The organism is Streptomyces sp. A2-16 (assembly GCF_018128905.1).
Taxonomy (GTDB): Bacteria; Actinomycetota; Actinomycetes; order Streptomycetales; family Streptomycetaceae; genus Streptomyces.
On record NZ_CP063808.1, the window covers coordinates 5744332 to 5766103 of the forward strand.

Here is a 21772-nt window from a genome sequence, read left to right on the forward strand (position 1 = left end):
TCGTTCAGTACGAGGGGTTGAGCGGGAACGGGCGGCTGACGCCGAACCACTTCTTGTAGAGCGTGTCGGCCTGTCCGGAGGTGTTGAACTCGCGCAGCCAGGTGTTGACCCACTGGAGCCAGGTGGGGTCGCCGAGCTGGACGCCGATGCCGTTGTACTCCAGCGGGACGACGGAGTCCTTGGTGACCTTGAGCGAGGGGTCCAGCTTGGCCTGGTAGTTGAGGAAGTTGGAGTCCTCGACCATGGCGTCCGCCTGGCCCTGCTTGACGGCGAGGACGGCGGCGGCGGAGGTGTCGTACTCCTGGATCTTCGCCTGGGGGTTGCCGGCCTTGACGGCGTCGCCGTTGGTGGAGCCCTTGGTGACGGCGACGGTCTTGCCGCTGAGGTCCTTGATCGTCGAGATGCCGCTGTCCTTCTTCACCAGCAGGGTCTCGCCCGCGACGATGTACGGGTCGCTGAAGGAGACCTGCTTGGCGCGCTCCGCGGTGGTGGTGAAGTTGCAGACGACCGCGTCGACCTTCTTGGTCTGCAGGTTCGGGATGCGGTTGGCGGAGGTCGTGTCGACGACCTTCACCTTGACGCCGAGGGCCGTGGCCATCGCGGTGGCGACGTCGACGTCGAAGCCCTGCGGCTTGTTGTCCTTGCTCAGCGATCCGAACGGCGGGAACGTCAGACAGCTGGCCACGTTGAGCGTGCCGCGCTTGATGACCTGCTGGAGCGTCGAGGACTGGGCGGAGGAGCCGGTGGCGGTGCCGCCGGCGGAGCTGCACGCGGACAGGGATGCGGCGGCGGTCACACCAGCGCAAATCACCATCAAAGAGCGGGTACGGTGACGGAATCTCATTCGGGGACACCCTTCAGGGGAATGTTCTGCATTGCAAAACAACGTTTCGCAATGCGTTGCGCAGAAGCTAGTCCCGGGCTTTCGTGACCGTCAACCACCGATTTCAATATGTGACATCGAGTTTTGCTATGCAGCACGCTAGGATGCGCGCATGTCACCCGCCGACGACACCTCACCCCGCCGCAACGCCTCCTCCTCCCTGCGCCGCGCCCTGGGCATCCTGATGTACCTGGCCGAGGAGCGGAGCCATCCGCACGGCCCCACGCTCACCGACCTGGCCACCGGCCTGGAGCTGAGCAAGAGCACCGTGCTGCGGCTGGTCGCCCCGCTCAAGGACGTGCGGCTGGTCGACCAGGACCCCGAGTCGGGCCGCTACCGGCTCGGACCGCAGAACGCCCTGCTCGGCCAGGCCTATCTGGAGCGTCGCGACACCCGGCAGATCACCGCCCCCGCGCTGCACCGGCTGGCCGAGGAGAGCGGCGAGACGGTCCATCTGGTGAGCTTCGACCCGCCGGAGATCGTCTACATCGACAAGGTCGAGAGCCCCCGCGCGGTCCGCATGCACTCCCGTATCGGCGGCCGGCTGCCCGCCTACTGCACGGCGACCGGCAAGGTGTTCCTCGCGCACTCCGGGGACGACGTGGTCGACGGCGTGATCGCGGCGGGTCTGCCCGCCCGCACCCCGGCGACCATCACCTCCCCCGACCGGCTGCGCGCCGAGCTCGACCTCATCCGCCGGCGCGGCTACGCGGTGGACGACGTGGAGAACGAGCAGGACATCCGGTGTGTCGCCGCCCCGGTCCACGACCACACCGGAGCGGTCACCACGGCCGTCAGCATCTCGGGGCCCGCGGCCCGGGTCACCCGCGAACGGCTCCCCGAGCTGGGCACCCTGCTCATGTCCGCCACCCGCACCCTCACCGCAGACCTGGGCGGCACAGCGACGACGACCGCACAGGACTGATGCACCGGGCGGCGTGCGGCATCCGGGTGCTCGCGCACGCCTCTCGGCCCGGGCAGCGCGATGTACGACGGGTCCGTTCCTAGCTTTGCGGTATGACAATCGGATTTCCCTCCCGGATGGCCGTCTCGGCCTGCGCCCTGTGCACGACGGGCGTGCTGGTGTTCGCTTCCGCGACCGCGGCCGCCCAACCGGGCTCCGACCCCGGCGCACCCGGCGGACGACACGCCGCGGCCTTGTCGCCCGCCCTGCTGTACCGCTCCGGCACCCAGGTCCGGCCGCACCGGGGCGCGCCCCGGGTCCCGGAGGTGTCGGCGCTGTCGTGGGTGGTCGCGGACGCCCACAGCGGGGAGGTGCTGGCCGCGCACGACGCCCATCGCAGGCTCCCGCCGGCCAGCACGCTCAAGACCCTGTTCGCGCTGACCGTGCTGCCGACGCTGCCGGGCGGCCTCAGGCACCGGGTCGCCGAGGAGGAGCTCGCGGACATCGGGCCCGGCAGCAGTCTCGTCGGGGTCGCTGAAGGGGAGACGTACCAGGTGGCCGACCTGTGGCGCGGGGTCTTCCTCAACTCCGGGAACGACGCCGTGCACGTCCTGGCCCGGCTCAGCGGCGGCTGGCGCGCGACGGCCACCCGGATGCAGGCCAAGGCCCGCGCCCTGGGCGCCCGTGACACCCACGTCCGCTCCCCCGACGGCTACGACAGCCCGGGCCAGGTCTCCTCCGCCTACGACCTCGCGGTGTTCGGCCGGGCGGGGCTGCGCAACCCCGACTTCGCGCGGTACTGCGGCACGGCCGAGGCGAAGTTCCCCGGCCGGGGCGGATGGTCGTACGGGATCCAGAACACCAACCGGCTGCTGACCGGCGCCGACGGCGTCAGGCGCTATCCCGGGCTGATCGGGATCAAGAACGGCTACACGAGTCACGCCGGCAACACCCTCGTCGCGGCCGCCCGCCGGGGTGAGCGGACACTGGTCGTGACGGTGATGAACCCTCGGGAGGGCGGTGGCTTCGCCGTCTACGAGGAGGCGCGCGAACTGCTCGACTGGGGGTTCGGCGCGGCCGGCCGGGTGGATCCGGTGGGATCGCTGGACGCGTTGCGGGCGAGACCGCGGCCGGGGCCCGAGCCCGCTGCCGTGCCGGTCGCGGCGGCGGTCGCGCCGGACGACGACGGGCCCGGCTGGCTGGAGACCTGGGCCATCCTGGGCGCGGCGGGGCTCGGCGCGGGATCGATGGCGGTGGCGCTGCGGTCCCGGATCGGGCGTGCGACGCGGGACTGACCCGTCGGGAGCCACAGCAGCAGGCCGAGGGTGATCCAGGTGTAGGCGTTGCTGCCGAGGAAGCCGTCGACGCCCGACGCGTCGTCGAACCACAGCCACACCACGCTGGTGCACAGCACGGCGTACAGGGCGCCCGCGATCCGCGGGTGCCCGCTCCGCACGAGAACGGCGAAGGACGGCAGCAGCCACACCAGGTGGTGCACCCAGGTGATCGGGCTGACCAGGCACGCGGTCAGCCCGGTCAGGGCGAACGCGGCGGCCCAGTCCCCCGCCGCCACGGCCCGCCGGGCCCGTACGGCCCACACGCCCAGGGTCAGCAGCACGGCCACCGCCCAGACCGCGCGGTCCTCCTCGCCGAGCCGCGCCAGGATGCCCTGCAGCGACTGGTTGGAGACGTAGTCCAGGCGGCCCACCCTGGACGTGTCCCACAGGGCGCCGGTCCAGTAGAAGCGTGAGGCGTCCGGCGCCACGACGGCCGTGAGGCCCGTCGCCGCCAGTGCCACGGCCGTGGCGACCGCCGCGGCCCGCCGGCGGCCGGCGACCAGGAGCAGTCCGATGAAGAGGGCCGGCGTGAGCTTCACCGCGGCGGCCAGCCCGATCCCGGCACCGGCCCAGCGCTCCCGACCCGTCGCGAGGAGCCACGCGTCGACCAGGACGAGCGCCAGCAGCACGAGGTTGACCTGGCCGAAGCTGAAGGTGTCGCGCAGCGGTTCGAACAGCGCGAGCGCGCAGGCCCCCAGGGCACAGCCGTACCAGCCGTGGCGCCGCCAGGCCCGGCCGGTGAGCAGGCGCATCACCACCGCCAGGGCCGCCAGGTTGAGCAGCAGGCCCACCGCGATCGCCGCACGCAGGCCGAGCAGGGCCATCGGGAGCATGGCGACGGCCGCGAACGGCGGGTAGGTGAAGCCGTACGTCGTCCCCGGCACCCGGTAGTCGTAGAGCCGCCCGCCGTGGTGGACCCAGGTGTCGACGGCCCCGTGGTAGACGCGCAGATCGAACCAGTCGCGCAGGAGAGGCACGGTCGCGGTGAAGACGGTCACCGCGGCGACGGCGGCGAGGGCCAGCAGCAGCCTGCCGCGGTCCGTGGCCGGCGCCCTCATGCCGTGCGTCCCGTCGCCGGGGCCTGGGCCGTCTGGTGGGCCTGGACCAGCACGACCAGCGCGAGCACGCCCCCGGAGACGGCGAGGACGAGCTGCCCTGCGTCGGCCGGGCTGCCGCTCGGGAGGGTGGCGAGCGCGAGCACACCCGTCACGGCGGCCAGCCGGTGCCGCACCGACGCGCTCGGTGCGGCGGCCGCTATCAGGAACAGCCCCCACAGCGCGTACCAGGGGCGGATCGCCGGGCCGAGAGCGGCGACGACGGCGAGGCTCAGGCCAAGGGCGTAGACGGGGCGCGGACGCAGCCGCAGCCATATGCAGCCGATGACGGCGACGGCGGTCATGACGCCGAGGGCGTGCCAGAACGGGAGGGCCAGCGGGGCCAGATCGCTGCCGAGGCGTTCCAGCAGGGCTCCGGTGGCGCGGCCGAGGAGGCTGGTGAGGGCCCAGTTCCCGGACGAGACCGGGGTGTTGAGGGCGCCGATCCAGCCGTAGCCGGTGCCCGCCACGGCTGTCGCGGCGACAGTGGTGGCGGCTGCCGAGACGGCGGCCGTGAGAACGGCTCTCGGCGGACGGTCACCGGCCCGGACGCGCAGCACGACGATCGCCGCGAGCCCCAGCGCGGCGGGGGCCTTGACCAGCGACGCGAGCGTCACCAGTACGGCGCCCAGGATCGGCCACCGGCCCAGCGCGGCGACCAGGCCGAGGCCGAGCAGACCGAGCATGACGGCGTCGTTGTGGGCGCCGGCGACCAGGTGCAGCAGCACGAGCGGGTTGAGGGCGCCCAGCCAGAGCGCGGCGGCCGGGTCGGCGCCGCTGTGGCGGGCCAGACGGGGCAGTGCGGTCGCCATGAGGGCCACCCCGAGCAGGGCGACCAGCCGCATCCCGAACAGACCGGCGGGGAGTTCACCGCGGGACGCCTTGGCCAGTGCGGAGGCCACGCCGAGGAACACGGGGCCGTACGGGGCGGCCGTATGGCGCCACATGGGGGCGACCTCGTCGGCGAGGGGGCCGCCGAGCAGGGCGGGGCCGTGGCTGTAGACGTCCAAGTGGGCGTCGGCCATGGCGCCTTGTGCGAGATAGCTGTAGACGTCCCGGCTGAACAGGGGCGGGGCGAGCAGCAGCGGGATCGACCAGATGACGAGGACCCCCATCAGCTCGCGGGTTCCGGGCCGCCGCTCGGGGCTGCGCACCAGACGGCCGAGGAGCAGCCAGGCGGCGATCAGGAGGACGACGCCGAAGTAGGCGCCGACCAGGCCCAGGGCGGCCTGGGGCGAGGACGCGTCCGGCAGCTCCCGGGCGGGCAGGGCACCGGCCGTCTCACCGCCCAGTGCGAGGAAGGCGGTTCCGGCCAGGCCCAGCGTCCGGCAGCGGCGGAGATCGACGGGGAAAGCCATGGCCAACACTCCGTCAGCGTGTCGACGCGGGGTGGCCGGAAGGCGACGTGCCCCTCTCGGGACGGCGGCGGCTTCGCGACGAGCGCGTGCCGGGGCGTGCCCGTGGTGCCGTCCAATCAGGCATGTCTTGGGCCGAACTGCGCGTGCTGGCCCGTCGATCGCGGGCCCGCACGTCAGGGTGAGGGTCCGCGGCTCCCGAGAGGCGGGGCCGTTCGGTCATCGAGCAGACAGGAGCGATGATGCGTCAGCGAAAGCAGCGCACCGAAGTCACCGACTCGATGCGACAGGACAACACACGCAGGGCCGAGCCGGTCGCCGGTCCGTCGCGGCGGGCCGCCGCGGTGGGCATGTGCGCCATGGCGGTGCTGCTGGCCGGATGCACCATGCCCGCCCCGCACGTCCCCCTGCGGGAGAACGCGCAGGGAGGACGGAACTTCTACGTCAGTCCGCAGGGTGACGACGGCAACGACGGCCGGACCCCACAGTCCGCCTGGCGCACCCTCCGCCACGCCGACGCCCTGCGGTTCAGGCCGGCCGACCGACTGCGGCTTCAGGGCGGCGCCCGGTTCCGGGGGACGCTGAGCATCGGCCAAGGAGACGCCGGCGACCCCCGCAGACCCGTGGTGATCGAGTCCTACGGCAAGGGCCGCGCGACGATCCTGGCGAGCGGGTCGCGCGCGATCGAGGTGCACAACACGAGCGGTGTCGCCCTGCGCGACCTGGTCGTCGTGGGCGACGCGGCGGCCTACCGGACCCAGGACGGCATCGCCTTCGTCAGCGATCTGCCCGGCGACCGGAAGCTGCCGTACGTGCGGGTCTCGGGCGTCGAGGTGAAGAACTTCCGCAACGGCATCCGGCTGCACGGCGGCAAGGAGGCGTCGGGCTTCCGGGACGTGCTGATCAGCGACACCTCGCTGCACACCAACCAGGACGCGGGGCTCGTGGCCGACGGCCCCGCCTTCGACGCGGACGCGCCCGCCTACGCGCACGAGGACGTGACCGTCTCGGGCGTGACGGCGTTCGACAACGTCGGCGACCCGCAGGCCTCCGAACGCAACACCGGCAGCGGCATCGTCCTGGGCAGCATCCGGCGCGGCCGGGTCGAGCAGTCGGTCGCCCATGACAACGGGGAGCTCTCCTCGCCGGACGCGATGGAGGGCCCCGAGGGCATCTGGACGTACGACTCGACGCGGATGACGCTCCAGAAGAACGTCTCCTACGGCAATCGCACCGGCTCGCGGGTGGACGGCGGCGGGTTCGGCCTGGACAACAACGTGTCCCACTCGGTGATGCAGTACAACCTGGCCTACGGCAACGACGGCGCCGGCTTCCTCGCCTACTCCGCCGTCGCGAACACCGCCCAGACGGGCAACACGATCCGGTACAACATCAGCCACGACGACAGCCGCAAGCTCCAGGAGTACGGCGGCATCGTCGCGTTCGGGTCGCGGGTGACGAACCTCGCGATCTACCACAACACCGTGCTGATCACCGCCAACGGCGCTGTCCGCGCGCCCGCGCTGCGGCTCGAGCCGAGCCTGGGCTCCGTCACCGTGCGCAACAACGTGTTCGTGACGGACGGCCCCCCGATCGTGGCGTCCCAGAACGCCTTCCTGCCGTCGGACGTGACCATGCAGGGCAACGACTACTACAGCCCGCAGGGCTGGAACCTGCAGTGGGGGGACGGCTCCTTCACCGATCTGGCCTCCTGGCGCCTGGCGACGGGTCAGGAGACCCTGGGCCAGCGGGCCACCGGTACCGACGTGGATCCCTGTCTCACCCAGGTCCCGCTGTCCGCGGCCGGACCCAATCTGCACGGCGCCGGTCCGACGCGCGGCGCACTGGCCTCCCAGTGCACCCACACGCTGACCGGTGCCGCCGTGAACCTGCGGAACCTGGGCGTGAACCCGGGGCCGATGGACTACTTCGGGGCGCCGCTGAAGGGGTCGCCCGGGGTGGGCGCCGTCCAGCTCGCGCCGGCGGCCTGAGGGATCGTCACCCGCAGGGCGTCACCCGAGCCGGGCTGCGGCACGTGCGCGGGGCGGCCCAGGGAGCGCACGTTCCAGCCGGCCGCCCGCCAGAGCGCGGGGTCCAGGGCGTTGCGCGCGTCGATCAGGCGCGGCGCCCGGACCACTTCGGCCAGCTTCACCGGGTCGAGGTCGCGGTAGTGGCGCCACTCCGTCAGGTGCAGCACCAGGTCGGCGTCCCGGCACGCCTCCATGGCGTCCGTGCAGTACGTCGGCCCGGGCAGGGCGGTCCGCGCGTTGTCGAGGCCCTCGGGGTCGTGGACGAGGACTTCGGCGCCCTCGGCGGCGATCTCCGCGGTGACGGCGAGCGCCGGTGAGTCGCGCACGTCGTCGCTGTCGGGCTTGAAGGTGGCGCCCAGCACCGCGACCCGTCGTCCGGCGAACGAGCCGCCCAGGAGGTGACGGGCGAGCTCGACGGTCCGCCGTCGCTGGCGGTGGTTGATCCGGTCGACCTGGTGCAGGAAGGACACCGCCTCCCCCACCTGGAGTTCCTCGGCCCGGGCGAGGAAGGCACGGATGTCCTTGGGCAGGCAGCCGCCGCCGAAGCCGAGCCCGGCGGACAGGAACCGGCGCCCGATGCGCACGTCGTGGCCGAGGGCCTCGGCGAGGGTCACCACGTCGGCGCCGGAGGCGTCGCAGACCTCCGCCATGGCGTTGATGAAGGAGATCTTCGTCGCCAGGAAGGAGTTGGCGGCGACCTTGACCAGTTCCGCGGTGGCGGGATCGGTGCTGACGTAGGCGACCCCGGCGCGCAGCATCGTGTCGTAGACGGCGCGCAGCAGCTGGTCGGCGCGGGGCGAGGTGACGCCCGCGACGAGCCGGTCGGGGTGCAGGGTGTCCTGGACGGCGTAGCCCTCGCGCAGGAACTCCGGGTTCCAGGCGACCTCGGCGTCGACGCCGGGCCGCAGGCGCGCCCCCACCCTGCGGCTCAGCGCGCGGGTGGTGCCCACCGGCACGGTCGACTTGCCGACGATGAGGCCGTCGCGCGTCAGGAGCGCTGCCAGGCCGTCGACGACCGCCTCGACGTGGCTCAGGTCGGCGGCGAGGGAGTCGGGGCGCTGGGGGGTGCCGACGCACACGAAGTGCAGGTCGGCGAAGTCGGCCGCCTCCTGCAAAGAGGTGGTGAAGCGCAGCCGCCCGTTCTCCGTGTTCCTGGTGAGGATCTCGGGCAGGCCGGGTTCGTAGAAGGGCGCCCGGCCTGCCGCGAGTGCCTCGATCTTCCTGGAGTCGGTGTCGACGCCGAGTACGTCGTGTCCGATGTCAGCCATGCACGCGGCGTGCACGGCTCCGAGGTAGCCGGTACCGATGACGGTCAACCGCATGAACGTTCTCCTGTCTGGGGGCCGCCGACGTCGACGGGGTCAGGGGGCATAGCCGTGGGGATTGAGTTCCTGGAACCGCCAGGCGTCCCGGCACATGGCGGCGAGATCGCGTGTGGTGGTCCAGTTCCAGGCCGCGGCCACCGCGCTCGCGTCGGCGACGAGTTCGGCGACGTCGCCGGGTCTGCGGTCGACGATCCGGTGGGGGATGTCCCGGCCGCTCGCCTCGCCGAACGCGGCGACCAGTTCGAGCACCGAGGTGCCGACGCCCGTGCCGAGGTTGAACACCCGCATGCCCGTGTCGTCGTCCAGGTGCTCGACGGCCACCCGGTGTCCCTCGGCGACGTCCATGACGTGGATGTAGTCCCGGACCCCGGTGCCGTCGGGCGTGGGGTAGTCGTCGCCGAAGACGCTGAGTTGCTCGCGTCGGCCGACGGCGACCTGGGCGACGTACGGCATCACGTTGTTGGGGACGCCACGCGGGTCCTCGCCGAGGAGGCCGTCGGGGTGGGCTCCGACAGGGTTGAAGTAGCGCAGGGCGAGGACCTTCATGTCTGTCAGGTGGGCACACACGTCCGCGAGGACCTGCTCGCACATCAGCTTGGTGCGCGCGTAGGGATTGGTGGGCGCGACCGGGCTCAGCTCGGTCAGGGGCACGGTCCGCGCGTCGCCGTAGACGGAGCACGAGGAGGAGAAGACCAGCCGGTGGACGCCGTGCTCGCGCATGACGGACAGCAGGGCGCAGGTACCGCCGACGTTGGTGTCGTAGTACTCGACGGGCAGCGCCACCGACTCTCCGACCGCCTTGTGCGCCGCGAAGTGGATGACGGCGTCCACCTGGTGGGCGGCGAACACCTCGCCGAGGGCCTGCCGGTCGCGTACGTCGACCTGGTAGGAGGCGGTGAGGGGGCGTCCGGCCGTCTTGGCGATGCGGTCCAGGGCCTGGGGGGAGCTGTTGACGTGGTTGTCGACGACGACGACTTCGTAGCCGTGGGTGAGCAGTTCGACGCAGGTGTGGCTGCCGATGAAGCCTGCGCCGCCGGTCACCAGGACCGTTTCGGGCATGGGGTACCTCGTCCTTCTGGTTCGTCGGATCGCCGGTTCGGGTCCGGCGGGGCCGCGGCGTCAGCTCGCGAGGAATCCGCGCAGGTAGGTGGGGAACAGCATCAGGGCCCACGCCAGCGGTACGAGGGCGACGAGGCCCGCGGTCAGCGGCAGGGCGGCGGTCCGCAGGGCGCGGTGCACACGGACGCCCGCCGATCTGGCGGTCTCCCGGATGTGCAGGACGCCGACGGCGAGGGTCACCAGCGCGTAGGACAGGGAACCGAGCAGGCACAGGAACACATAGCCGACGGCGGGGCCGGTGAGCTGGCCGACCACGGCGGCTCCGGAGAGCACGAGGGTGATCAGGAGGTAGGGCAGCATCAGGCGCAGCGGCAGGGGCTCCATGCCGTCGCGGACCTTGGGCGTCACCTTGAAGACGACCTTCCTCGGCCGCACCCGCTGCACCAGCGCGGCCGCGGCTCCCCAGGCCACGTAGGGCCAGCGGGTGAGTGCGAAGAGCCAGCCCTCCCAGCTCAGCAGCGGTGCGTCGACGGGCCGCAGCAGGCCGCGCCGTCGCAGCACCCGGGTGAGCAGCACCAGGAAGAGCGACATGGCCCAGAAGTGCAGCAGGAAGGCGCCGTAGTTGACGTCGATCCACGGGCGGCCGGTGACCGCGGCGACGGGGGGCAGCAGCAGGCCGGCGGTCGTCGTCAGCGCCAGCAGCGGATAGTAGGAGAGGGCGAACGCGAACCGGACGCGCAGCCGGCCGGGCATGCGGCGCAGGTGCTTGGGGAGCATGCCCAGCAGCATGAACACCAGGCTGCGTGACCACTGGAACTCCTGCGTCACCATGGCGGCGAAGGTGATCGGGCCGTCTCCGTGGGCCTCGGCGTCGATGGCGAAGGCCCCGTGCCAGCCCGCCGAGTTCAGCAGGAACGTCGTCGAGAAGTCCTCGGCGAGTTCGGGCCCGAGGCCGCCGATGTCCTGGAGGGCCCGGGTCCGCACGGCGTAGTGGGAGCCGATGCACAGCGGTGCCAGGCCGTCGGAGTGGCCTAGCTGCATGGGTCCGTGGAAAGTGGCCTCGCGGTGCAGCCGACCGCGGGCCGACCACGAGGTGCGGGCGTTGGCGTCGCACACACTGGGGGCGGCGACGTAGCCGACGGCCGGGTCGGCGAAGGGCCGGACCATCTCGCCGAGGTAGCGGGGGTGGGGCACGTGGTCGACGTCGAGCTGGACGACCACGTCGTACTCGCAGTAGCCCCAGTGGTCGTAGAAGTGCGCGAGGTTGCCCTCCTTGCACCGGGTGCGGCGGGGCCAGGCGTCGCGGTGGTACGCCGGGACGCCGCGGCGGCAGGAGACGCGCACCGCGTTGGACTCGCACCAGTCCAGGATCTCCTCGGTGGGGTCCTCGTCGCACAGCCACACGTCGTAGGGGTGCGGGAAGTCCTGGCGCAGCATCGCCGTGAGCGTGGTGCGGGCGACGGCCCAGGGTTCGGACGGGGCGCGGGTCACCACGAAGGCGGTGGGCAGCCTCGGCACGTCGACGGCGGGGTTGAAGACGCGCAGCCGCATCATCACGAGGACGAAGTACAGCGGCAGCACGGACAGGTACAGCAGGAGTGCGCTGTTCAGCGCGAAGCCCGCCCAGCCGATCCGGTGTTCGGGGCGCAGCCACCACTCCCAGAAGACGACGAGCGCGGTCCACCAGCACACCGCGAGCAGGGACACCTTCATCTGGTCGAGGCGGCCAAGGCGGGGAACCCAGGAGGTGGGGCCGGGTGTGAGCTTTCTGCGCGGCCTGCCGAAGACCGGCCCGTCGGCCGGCGCGTCGACGACGTTGCCCGCCGAGAGACGCCGCAGGTGGGTTCGCAGCATCGCGTCGTCGGTGCCCGGCAGGTGCCGGCCGGCTTCGAGGGCGGCGGCGCGCCCGCGGCCGTGGTCCGTCTGGGTCACGACGCGACGGGGGTCGCGCCGACCGAGCGGGGCTCGGCGGTGACGAGGCCGTCCTGTTGTCCGCCCCGGATCGCGCAGAGCGCGGCGGCGATGTCGTCGGGGCGGGCGGCGAACCACTCCACGGTGCGGCGCAGTCCGTCCTCGATGGCGACCTCGGGCTTCCAGCCCAGGCGTTGTGCCGCCCGGGTGATCACGGGTCTGCGTCGGGTGGGGTCGTCGACCGGCAGTTCGTGGAACTGGATCTCGGCCTTTGCCCCCGTCAGGCCCAGGACCATTTCGGCGAGTTGCAGAACCGTCAGTTCCACGGGGTTTCCGAGATTCACCGGTCCGGGTTCGTCGTGGTCGAGCATGGCGACGATTCCGCGCACGAGGTCGTCGACGTAGCAGAAACTGCGGGTCTGCTTTCCGTCGCCGTAGACGGTCAGTGGTTCTCCGGCGAGCGCCTGGACGACGAAGCTGGAGACGACCCGGCCGTCGTGCGGACGCATGCGTGGGCCATAGGTGTTGAAGATCCTCATGATTCCGGTGTTCGTTCCGCGCTTCGTCCGGTAGGCCTGGGTCAGCGCCTCGGAGAACCTTTTCGCCTCGTCGTAGACGGAGCGCGGGCCGACGGGGTTCACATGCCCCCAGTACGTCTCTTCCTGGGGGTGCACTTCGGGGTCGCCGTACACCTCGCTCGTGGAGGCGAGGACGAAGCGGGCGTCGTGGTGTGCCGCGAGACGCAGCGCGTTCTCCGTGCCGCGGCTGCCCACGGCGAGCGTCTCCAGGGGCCGCGCGAGGTAGTCGGGGGGCGAGGCGGGGCTGGCCAGGTGGGCCACCGCGTCGACGGGGCCGGCCACCTCGACCGACCGGCTGACGTCGCAGCGGACGAGTTCGAAGGCGGGATTCCCGATGAAGGGAGCGATGTTGGCGGGGTCGCCGGTCGAGAAGTCGTCGAGGCAGACGACTTCGTCGCCGCGCCTCAGAAGTGCTTCGCACAGATGCGAGCCGAGAAAACCGCCGCCACCTGTCACGGCCACACGCATGAATTCTCCTGTATTAACCGAAGGATTCCATCGCTCCGCCCGGCGCGGGAGTGCAAAGGGAGAATTCACCAGGACAGGAGACGGAGACGGCCTGTTGTCGAAGGCCGCGAATTCAGCATATGAGCGTTGATAGCACTTTCTGGATAATGGCGAGGCGGGCTGCGCCGACCAGCCGGTACCCACGGGGGGACGGAGCAGCGTGTGACCCCGCCGTCTCCGGGCTCCGGCGGTCGGGGCGCGCCGGTGACGCTTCATCCCTGGGTGTGACAGCACCCCGCGTGTCGGCCCGGTGCGACACGCCCGGAGACCGCATGACGCGAGGTGCCGTCGTGCGAACGGCCCGCGTCAGATCGCCTGCCCCGTGCCGCTGCCCGCGAGCACCTCGGGACGCAGCAGCTCCGCGAGTGTCTCGGCGGGCAGCAGGCCCTTCTCCAGAACGAGTTCGGCCACGCCACGGCCGGTGGCGAGGGCCTCCTTGGCGATGTCGGTGGCCGCCGTGTACCCGATGTGCGGGTTGAGGGCGGTGACCAGGCCGATGGAGTTCTCCACCGTCCGGCGCAGCGCCTCGGTGTTGGCGGTGATGCCGTCCACGCAGCGCTCGGCCAGGGTCAGGCAGGCGGCGCGCAGATGGGTGATCGACTCCGACAGGGAGTGCAGGATGATCGGTTCGAAGGCGTTGAGCTGGAGCTGTCCGGCCTCCGCGGCCATCGTGATGGTCACGTCGTTGCCGATCACCTCGAAGGCGACCTGGTTGACCACCTCGGGGATCACCGGGTTGACCTTGCCGGGCATGATCGACGAGCCGGCCTGCACGGGCGGCAGGTTGATCTCGCCCAGGCCCGCGCGCGGCCCCGACGACAGCAGCCGCAGATCGTTGCAGCTCTTGCTCAGCTTGACCGCGATCCGCTTCAGGACACCGGACATCTGGACGAACGCCCCGCAGTCCTGGGTGGCCTCGACCAGGTTGGCGGCGGTGACCAGCGGAAGCCCGGTGAGCGCGGCGAGATGACGGCGGGCCGACTCGGCGTACCCGGCGGGCGCGTTGAGTCCTGTCCCGATGGCCGTGGCTCCCAGGTTGATCTCATGGATCAACTGGACGGCCTCGTCAAGACGGCTGCGGTCCTCGTCCGTCATGACGGCATAGGCCGAGAACTCTTGACCGAGCGTCATGGGGACCGCGTCCTGCAACTGTGTACGGCCCATCTTGAGCACGTCACGGAACTCGACGGCCTTCCGGGCGAAGGAGTCCTGAAGTACAGCCATCGCGTCGAGCAGTCCACGCACCGCGAAGACCGTCGCGATCTTCACGGCGGTCGGGTAGACGTCATTGGTCGACTGGCCCAGGTTGACGTCCTCGTTGGGGTGCAGGAAGGAGTACTGGCCCTTCTCGTGGCCCAGCAGCTCAAGGGCCCGGTTCGCGATGACCTCGTTGGCGTTCATGTTGGTCGAGGTGCCGGCCCCGCCCTGGATCACGTCGACCACGAACTGGTCGTGGAGCTTGCCGTCCCGGATCTCCCGGCAGGCCTCCACGATCGCGGCGGCCTTCCGGGGCGCCAGCAGCCCGAGCTCCTCGTTGGCGAGGGCGGCCGCCTCCTTGACGGCGGCGAGGGCGTCGACGAGGTGGGGGTAGGCGGAGATCCGGGTGCCGGTGATGGGGAAGTTCTCGGTGGCCCGCAGGGTGTGCACGCCCCAGTAGGCGTCGGCCGGAACATCCCGGTCACCCAGCAGATCGTGCTCACGGCGGCTGACGACGACGGTCATGAGGGTACGGTCCTTCTTCCGAGAGGGGCTCAGGTACGTGCTTCTTGGGCGCGGGGAACTGCGCGACCGGCCACGATCGGCCCGCAGTCGCGGTACAGCTGATCCGGCAGGCGATCCGGCTGTCTGCTAGGCGCAGGCGGACACGACGACGGGCTCCAGCGAGCGAACGGGCCGCACGCGCCCGACTTCGAGGCCGCCCCCGAGGAGCGCCTCGCCCCGGAACTCCGTGAGCAGGTCAGGCGAGACTCCGGCGAACGCGAGCGCCGCCGCGGCCACCGGCACCCGCGCCCGGTTCGCCCCGTCGGAGATCTTCACGGCGACGGCCCGCCCGTCGGGAAGGGCGGCCACCTGGACGCCCTCGAAGCCGTCCTTGGCGAGCAGTCCGGGTACGGCCTTCATCAACGCGGCCACGTCACGCCCCGCCCCGGAGGCCATCTCGGCATGCTCACGCATCGCGTCGGCGACTCGGGCCTCCGGAGTACCGGGAGCCGCCGACGAGATCCGTGCGGCGGCCCGGGCGAGGCCGTGCAGCGAGACGGAGAACAGCGGCGCGCCGCACCCGTCCACGGTGACCTGTGCGATCCGCTGCCCGGTCAGGTCCTCCACGATCTCCGCGATCGCCTGCTGGAGCGGGTGCGAGGGGGCGAGGTATCCCTCAAGGGGCCAGTCGTTGAGCACGCACGTGTACAGCATCGCCGCGTGCTTGCCGGAGCAGTTCTGGGCGAGCCGGGAAGGCGGCCGCCCCTCCCGCACCCAGGCGTCCCGCACGGCCGGTTCGAACGGCATGTCGGGAACGTTGCGCAGGGCGTCCTCGGAGAGCCCGGCGAGCTCCAGGATCCGCCGGGTGCCGTCGAGGTGCCGCTCCTCGCCGGAGTGGCTCGCCGCCGTCAGGGAGAGAAGCTCACCGTCCAGCGGCAGCCCGGCCCGCACCATGGCGACGGCCTGGACCGGCTTGAGCGCCGAGCGCGGATAGAAAGCGGCCTCGATGTCGCCGAGCTGGAAGCCGACCCGTCCGTCGGCACCGAGGACGACGACGGAGCCGTAGTGGATGCCCTCCACGACCCCGCCGCGTATCAGGTGGGCGACGGGGGTGTGGAGGGGCTCGCGGATCATGGGTGCGGCCGCGACGGAACTGCTGTACATCACTTCCTGCTTCGAGAGGAGCGCCGTGCGGGTCACGCGTCGGCGCTGGTGGATGCGGTCTCGCTCGCCATACGAGCAATCCGGCCCCGGACGGCGAACCATCCCGCGACCAGGGCCCCGACGATCAGCGGGAGGCACAGCACGGTGGTGCGGCCGGCGCCGCCGTCGGCGTACATGAGGACCAGGACGGAGGCGAGGAAGGCCAGCGTCACGAGTTCGGTCCAGGGGGATCCCGGCAGTCGGTAGCCGGGGCGGGTCAGGTCGCCCTTCTGGGTCTTCTGCCAGAAGAGCAGGTGACAGATCATGATCATGCCCCAGGTGGCGAGGATGCCGATGGCGGCGAAGTTCAGCACGATCTCGAACGCGTCGGCGGGGACGACGAAGTTGAGGCCGACGCCGAGGACACAGATACCGCTGGTGAGCAGGATGCCGCCGTACGGGACCTGGCTGCGGCTCATCACCGAGGTGAACTTCGGGGCGGAGCCCGCCATCGCCATGGAGCGCAGGATGCGGCCGGTGGAGTACAGGCCGGAGTTGAGCGAGGACATGGCGGCCGTCATGACGACGAGGTTCATCACACCGCCCGCGGCCGGGATGCCGATGTTGGACAGGACGGTCACGAAGGGGCTCTCGCCGGCCGAGTACATGCTCCAGGGCAGCAGCATCGAGAGCAGGAGGACCGAGCCGACGTAGAAGAGGCCGACGCGCCACATGATCGAGTTGATCGCCTTGGGCATGATCTTCTCGGGGTTCTCGGTCTCGCCCGCGGCGACACCGACGAGTTCGACGGAGGCGTAGGCGAAGACGACGCCCTGGATGATCAGCAGCATGGGCAGCAGGCCGTTGGGGAAGACACCGCCGTTGTCGGTGATCAGGGCCGGGCCGGGGTGGTGGCCGTCGATCGGGTGCTGGGTGGCCAGCAGGAAGATGCCGATCAGCATGAACGCCACGAGCGCGCCCACCTTGATGATGGCGAACCAGAACTCCAGCTCGCCGAACATCTTCACCGAGATGAGGTTCACGGTGAGGACCACCGCGAGCGCGATGAGCGCGATCACCCACTGCGGGATGTCGGAGAACATGCCCCAGTAGTGGGTGTAGAGGGCGACCGCGGTGATGTCCGCGATGCCGGTGGTGGCCCAGTTCAGGAAGTACATCCAGCCGGCGACGTAGGCGCCCTTCTCGCCGAGGAACTCCCGGGCGTACGACACGAAGGCGCCGGAGGAGGGCCGGTAGAGGACCAGTTCGCCGAGGGCGCGGACGACGAGGAAGGCGAAGACGCCGCAGACCGCGTAGGCGATGAAGAGGGAGGGGCCGGCGTCGGCGAGACGGCCGCCGGCGCCGAGGAAGAGGCCGGTGCCGATGGCGCCGCCGATGGCGATCATGTTGACGTGCCGTGACTTGAGGGACTTGCTGTAGCCCTCGTCTCCGGCATCGACATGGCTGGAACGTTTCTGCACGTCGTCGTGCAGGGACTGCTCGCTCACGCCTGGGACTCGCCTTCCGTGGGGGTGTCCGTGCTGTCCGTGCCCGAGTTCGGGGAACGCACGATGTCGGTGAGGGTGGTCTCGACGCGGTCCAGGTGGTGGGACATGGCCTCCACCGCGTCGTGCTCGGAACCGTCGATCAGTGCCTCGACGATCGCGCGGTGCTCGCGGTTGGACTGCTCCCGGCGGCCGCCCAGCTCGTTGAGGAAGGCCGACTGGCGCGCCAGTGCGTCGCGGATCTCCTCGATGACCCGGCGGAAGACCGGGTTCTGGGCGGCCTCGGCCACGGCGAGGTGGAAGAGGGTGTCCATCGCGACCCATGCCGTGGTGTCGGTCTCCCGTTCCATCCGGTCCAGCAGGTGGGCCAGGTGGTCGAGGTTCTCCGGGGTGCGGCGCCGGGCCGCGTAGCCGGCGACCGGGATCTCGACGTGGCGGCGTACTTCCAGGAGGTCGCTGGCCACGTAGTCGCCGAAGGTCGGGTCCTCCACCGCGTTGGCCACGACGAAGGTGCCCTTGCCGGTCTTGGAGACGGTCAGGCCCATGGTCTGCAGGGCCCTGAGGGCCTCGCGCAGGACGGGTCGGCTGATCTCCAGGGTGCGGCAGAGCTCCGCCTCCGAGGGGAGCTTGTCGCCGATGGCGTACTCCCCGCGCTCGATGGCGGCACGCAGATGCGCCAACACCGCCTCCATGGCGCTGATACGCCTCGGCGGCTGACTGGCTGTCCGGCTGTCTGACAGGTTCACGGGAGTGATACTCCGGGCGCCGGGAGGGTGCTGTCAAGGGGGCGGGCAGATGGGACGCCGGGACCGGGACCCACGACGCGCTCCGCGGGGGAAGCAGGGCGGCGGCGCAAAGGGCGCCGACCCGGAGAACTCCCGGTGGGCGGGGTGTGCGGCGCGGCGGGAGGGGGCCGGGGCCTTTTCGCCGAGGACGGCACTTCGGTGAGGGCCTGCCGCCGCTGCGGCTGGCAGCAGGCCCGGTGGGGAAGCTGGGGGCGGCGAGCTGGGCGCGGGCGAACCCCGCTGGACGGGCTCTGCCCTGCCGTCGGACCGGGCCCCGTCCTCCGCGTCGAGCACGGCACCTTCGGCACGGGCCCTGCCACCCTCACGGCGGTCGGCGACCTCGTGTCCCAATGCGGACCCGGTGCCGTGGAAACGGGCCCGTCCTCCTCGTCGGGCGCCTGTCAGCTGTCGAGGGTTCCCGTGGCCAGGAGGCCGAAGAGGAGGAGGCCGACGACGATGCGGTAGATGACGAAGGCGTTGAAGGAGTGCTTGGCCACGAACTTCAGGAGCCAGGCGATGGAGGCGTAGGCGACCACGAAGGAGACGGCCGTGCCGACGGCGAGGGGGGCCGCGCCCACGCCCGTGCCCAGGGCGTCCTTGAGCTCGTAGATGCCGGCACCGGTGAGGGCGGGGATGCCGAGGAAGAACGAGAGGCGGGTCGCGGCCACGCGGTCCAGGTCAAGGATCAGCGCCGTGGACATGGTGGCGCCGGAGCGGGAGAAGCCCGGGAAGAGCAGGGCCAGGATCTGGGAGCTGCCGACCAGCATGGCGTCCTTGAACGAGGTGTCGTCCTCGCCGCGCTTGTGCCGGCCCATCTGGTCCGCCGCCCACATCACGCCACTGCCCACGATCAGGGAACCGGCGACCACCCACAGGGAGGCGAGCGGTCCCTCGATGAGCGGCTTGGCGGCCAGGCCCACGACGACGATCGGGATGGTCGCGGCGATCACCCACCAGGCGAACTTGTAGTCGTGGTGGTAGCGCTCCTCCTTGTTGACCAGGCCCCTCCCCCACGCGGAGACGATCCGCACGATGTCCTTGAAGAAGTACACGAGCACGGCGGCGATCGCACCGACCTGGATGACGGCCGAGAACCCGACGACGGCGTCGTTGTCGACGGGAATGTCCATCAGCCCCTCGACGATCTTCAGATGGCCGGTGGAGGAGACGGGCAGGAACTCGGTCACCCCCTCGACGGCTCCGAGGACGACGGCCTGACCGACGCTGATGACGCTCATGGGATCCAGTTCTTCTCAGGGGAAGGCAGGTGCGGAGGCCACAGTCTTACTACACGCGGACAAGGGTCGAGACCTACGCCCACAGCGCCTGCGCCAGCGCCACCCCCGCGAAGGCCGCCCCGAGACCGGCCACCACGCTCGCGACCACGTTGGCCACGGCGTACAGGCGCGCCCCGGTCTCGGTGAGCCGGAGGGTCTCGTAGGAGAAGGTGGAGTACGTCGTCAGGGCCCCGCACAGGCCGGTGCCCAGGAGGAGCTGCAGGTGGGATCCGGCCGCCCCCGCGGCCACCGCGCCGGTCAGCAGGCCGAGGATCAGACAGCCCGTGACATTGACGGCGAACGTGCCCCAGGGGAAGACCGAGTCGTGCCGTGCCTGCACCGCGCGGTCGGTGAGATAGCGCAGCGGGGCCCCGACCACGGCACCCGTGACGACCAGCAGCCAGTTCACAACGACTTCTTACCCTTCGTGCCCGCTGTGTCCTGGTTCTCGTAGCGGCCGACGTACCGGATGACCTCGCACTCGTCGAGGGTCACCAGTCCCTCCGTGACGAGTTCGTCGAGCTGCGGAAGGAACTCCCGCACCCGCGTCTCGGTGTCGACGATGACCACGGCCACCGGCAGGTCCTCGCTGAGGGAGAGCAACCGGGCGGTGTGGATCAGGGAGGACGCGCCGAAGCCCTCGATGCCACGGAAGACACTGGCCCCGGCGAGACCGGCGGCGTGGGCGCGGTGCACGATTTCGGCGTAGAGGGGCTTGTGGTGCCAGGTGTCGTTCTCGCCGATGTGGACGGTCACGCGCAGGGCGCTGCCGGTCAGCCTCGTCATGGCTGCCTCCGCTTCAGGACGCGGCGGGTCGCCGTGGACGCCACCCACACCGCCGTGAGGGCCGCGAGCAGGGTCGCGGCGAGATAGGCCAGGCCGATGGCGGGCCGGCCGTGGTCGACGAGCCTCTGGATGTCGACGGCGTAGGTGGAGAAGGTGGTGAAACCGCCGAGGACGCCGGTGCCGAAGAAGGGCCGGACCAGTCGGTGGGCGGCCAGGGCGTCGGTGATGAGGACCATGAAGACGCCGATGACGGCACAGCCGACGACGTTGGTCCAGAAGGTCGCCCAGGGGAATCCGCCGGGCGGTGCGGGCCAGTTGAGGGCGAGGGCGTACCGGGCCGTGGCGCCCAGGGCACCGCCGAGCGCGACCACCGCGACCACGGGTGCCTGGCCCTGCCACAGGGACGGGCGTGCGGGTCTGGTGGGGGCGCGCAGGCTCTGCGGGGCTGTCATGGTCGTGTCTCTCCTACTCGCCGGGGCCCGGGCGTGCGGGCGCGCTCCATCGCAAGTAGGGACCGTTGGCGGCGCCTTCGCCGCGGTTCGGGTACGGCGGGCCCCACCGCCGTGCCGCGAGGGTGATCGCGACCGAGGACCAGCGTAACGCCGGGATGCCGCCGGGGTCACTTCGCGGCGGGCGGCTCGCACAGCGCGATCCCGCGCTCCCAGAGGCTGCCGAGGACCAGGTGGCCGGAGGCCTCGCAGACGCTGGTGACCATGCGGAAGCGGGAGCTGCGGCGGGCGAGGTGGTGGACCGTACGGCCCTCGTCGTCGACCGCGAGGACGCCGATGCCGGCGGTGGGCCGGTAGGGGGCGTGCACGGCGACGCGGGCGGCACTCCGGCGGACGCGCGGGGAGGCGCGGTGCAGCAGGTCGAGCGGGGGGATGCGGGGGCCGGCGAGCGAGACCCAGACCGGGCCGTCGGGTCCGCCGCGCCAGATGTTGTCAGGCATGCCGGGGAGGTTCTCGGCGTGGGGTTCGACGCGTCCTGCCCGCGGCCCTTCGAGCAGGTAGCGGGTGAGCCGGCGGGCCCCGGTCTCGGCGACGACCAGGAAGGACTCGTCGGCGCTCGCGGCCAGGCCGTTGGCGAACTGCAGTCCTTCCAGCAGGACTTCGGGGGTGTCGTCACCGGGTGCCAGGCGCAGCAGGCGGCCGGTCCCGGTGTGTTCCACGATGTCGCCGATCCACTGGTCCAGGGGGTACCGGCGGCTGGAGACGGTGAAGTAGACGCTGCCGTCGGACAGTGCGACCACGTTGCTGGTGAACCGCAGCCGCTCCCCCGCCACCTCGTCGGCGACGACCCGTACGGTGCCGTCGGCGAGGTCGACGCCCAGCAGTCCGCGTTCCGCGTCGCACACCAACAGGGCGCCGTCCGGAAGGAGTTCGAGGCCGAGCGGCCTGCCGCCGGTCTCGGCGAGGACCTCGACGCGGGCGGCGAGGGGTTCGGTCAGTCCGTCGATGCGCAGGATCCGGCCGTCCGCCACTCCGGTGAGGATCCGGCCGCGGGCGTCGGCGACGACGTCCTCGGGGCCGTGGCCGCCGATCGCGACGTAATGGCGGGGAATCAGTGCGGTGGGACGGTCCATCGGGTGCCTG

The 21772-nt window shown here is 71.4% G+C and carries 18 protein-coding genes and 1 pseudogene; 3 read left to right on the plus strand and 16 right to left on the minus strand.

The genetic code is table 11. From position 1 onward, the window contains the following. Window positions 1-4 precede the first annotated feature (4 nt). Window positions 5-796, minus strand: coding sequence for a transporter substrate-binding domain-containing protein (locus IOD14_RS25750; RefSeq protein ID WP_212671646.1), 792 nt, complete (start codon window positions 794-796; stop codon window positions 5-7). Window positions 797-995: 199 nt separating this feature from the next. Here IOD14_RS25750 and IOD14_RS25755 point away from each other — a divergent pair, with 199 nt between their 5' ends. Both IOD14_RS25755 and IOD14_RS25760 read left to right on the plus strand, forming a co-directional pair. Beyond that, the gene (locus tag IOD14_RS25755) at window positions 996-1808 is read left to right on the plus strand and encodes an IclR family transcriptional regulator (RefSeq protein ID WP_123987189.1); all 813 of its coding nucleotides are present in this window, start codon (window positions 996-998) and stop codon (window positions 1806-1808) included. A 116-nt stretch (window positions 1809-1924) separates the two neighbouring features. Further along, window positions 1925-2785 (plus strand): annotated as a pseudogene (locus IOD14_RS25760) (serine hydrolase); the annotation flags it as partial. A 35-nt stretch (window positions 2786-2820) separates the two neighbouring features. Here the strand turns inward: IOD14_RS25760 and IOD14_RS44520 are convergent. Beyond that, the gene (locus tag IOD14_RS44520) at window positions 2821-4182 is read right to left on the minus strand and encodes a glycosyltransferase 87 family protein (RefSeq protein WP_249126059.1); all 1362 of its coding nucleotides are present in this window, start codon (window positions 4180-4182) and stop codon (window positions 2821-2823) included. Beyond that, window positions 4179-5576, minus strand: coding sequence for a polyprenol phosphomannose-dependent alpha 1,6 mannosyltransferase MptB (gene mptB, locus IOD14_RS25765; RefSeq protein ID WP_212671648.1), 1398 nt, complete (start codon window positions 5574-5576; stop codon window positions 4179-4181). The genes IOD14_RS44520 and mptB overlap by 4 nt, the downstream gene beginning before the upstream one ends. 236 nt (window positions 5577-5812) lie before the next feature. On the opposite strand from mptB, the gene IOD14_RS25770 reads away from it, so the two are divergent. Beyond that, complete coding sequence (locus IOD14_RS25770; RefSeq protein WP_212671649.1) at window positions 5813-7564, plus strand: right-handed parallel beta-helix repeat-containing protein; 1752 nt, start codon at window positions 5813-5815, stop codon at window positions 7562-7564. Here IOD14_RS25770 and IOD14_RS25775 read toward each other — a convergent pair. The 13 genes from IOD14_RS25775 to IOD14_RS25835 form a co-directional block, all read right to left on the minus strand. Continuing rightward, the gene (locus IOD14_RS25775; RefSeq protein ID WP_212671650.1) at window positions 7498-8925 is read right to left on the minus strand and encodes a UDP-glucose/GDP-mannose dehydrogenase family protein; all 1428 of its coding nucleotides are present in this window, start codon (window positions 8923-8925) and stop codon (window positions 7498-7500) included. The genes IOD14_RS25770 and IOD14_RS25775 overlap by 67 nt on opposite strands. 39 nt (window positions 8926-8964) lie before the next feature. Beyond that, window positions 8965-9987, minus strand: a complete 1023-nt coding sequence (galE, locus tag IOD14_RS25780; RefSeq protein ID WP_123987195.1) for a UDP-glucose 4-epimerase GalE — start codon at window positions 9985-9987, stop codon at window positions 8965-8967. Window positions 9988-10047: 60 nt separating this feature from the next. Then, complete coding sequence (locus tag IOD14_RS25785) at window positions 10048-11919, minus strand: glycosyltransferase (RefSeq protein ID WP_212671651.1); 1872 nt, start codon at window positions 11917-11919, stop codon at window positions 10048-10050. Next, the gene (locus tag IOD14_RS25790) at window positions 11916-12944 is read right to left on the minus strand and encodes a UDP-glucuronic acid decarboxylase family protein (RefSeq protein ID WP_123987196.1); all 1029 of its coding nucleotides are present in this window, start codon (window positions 12942-12944) and stop codon (window positions 11916-11918) included. Before IOD14_RS25790 ends, IOD14_RS25785 begins: the two co-directional genes overlap by 4 nt. 345 nt (window positions 12945-13289) lie before the next feature. Continuing rightward, complete coding sequence (aspA, locus tag IOD14_RS25795; protein WP_212671652.1) at window positions 13290-14705, minus strand: aspartate ammonia-lyase; 1416 nt, start codon at window positions 14703-14705, stop codon at window positions 13290-13292. A gap of 126 nt (window positions 14706-14831) precedes the next feature. Beyond that, the gene (locus IOD14_RS25800; protein ID WP_212671653.1) at window positions 14832-15848 is read right to left on the minus strand and encodes an asparaginase; all 1017 of its coding nucleotides are present in this window, start codon (window positions 15846-15848) and stop codon (window positions 14832-14834) included. Between the two features lie 32 nt (window positions 15849-15880). Then, entirely contained in the window at window positions 15881-17335 is a 1455-nt protein-coding gene (locus IOD14_RS25805) for an amino acid permease (RefSeq protein ID WP_123987198.1), read from the minus strand. After that, entirely contained in the window at window positions 17332-18078 is a 747-nt protein-coding gene (locus IOD14_RS25810; RefSeq protein ID WP_212671654.1) for a FadR/GntR family transcriptional regulator, read from the minus strand. Before IOD14_RS25810 ends, IOD14_RS25805 begins: the two co-directional genes overlap by 4 nt. A gap of 440 nt (window positions 18079-18518) precedes the next feature. Continuing rightward, on the minus strand, window positions 18519-19355 hold the full coding sequence (locus IOD14_RS25815; RefSeq protein ID WP_123987200.1) for an undecaprenyl-diphosphate phosphatase: 837 nt from the start codon (window positions 19353-19355) through the stop codon (window positions 18519-18521). A gap of 73 nt (window positions 19356-19428) precedes the next feature. Beyond that, the gene (crcB, locus tag IOD14_RS25820; protein WP_123987201.1) at window positions 19429-19803 is read right to left on the minus strand and encodes a fluoride efflux transporter CrcB; all 375 of its coding nucleotides are present in this window, start codon (window positions 19801-19803) and stop codon (window positions 19429-19431) included. Next, window positions 19800-20180 carry a DUF190 domain-containing protein gene (locus IOD14_RS25825; protein WP_212671655.1) on the minus strand — a complete coding sequence of 127 codons (381 nt, stop codon included), beginning with the start codon at window positions 20178-20180 and terminating at the stop codon, window positions 19800-19802. The genes crcB (IOD14_RS25820) and IOD14_RS25825 overlap by 4 nt, the downstream gene beginning before the upstream one ends. Then, the gene (gene crcB / locus IOD14_RS25830) at window positions 20177-20632 is read right to left on the minus strand and encodes a fluoride efflux transporter CrcB (protein WP_123987203.1); all 456 of its coding nucleotides are present in this window, start codon (window positions 20630-20632) and stop codon (window positions 20177-20179) included. Before crcB (IOD14_RS25830) ends, IOD14_RS25825 begins: the two co-directional genes overlap by 4 nt. Window positions 20633-20799: 167 nt before the next feature. Further along, window positions 20800-21762: an SMP-30/gluconolactonase/LRE family protein gene (locus IOD14_RS25835; RefSeq protein WP_123987204.1), complete on the minus strand. Its 963-nt coding sequence runs from the start codon at window positions 21760-21762 to the stop codon at window positions 20800-20802. Window positions 21763-21772: the final 10 nt, after the last annotated feature.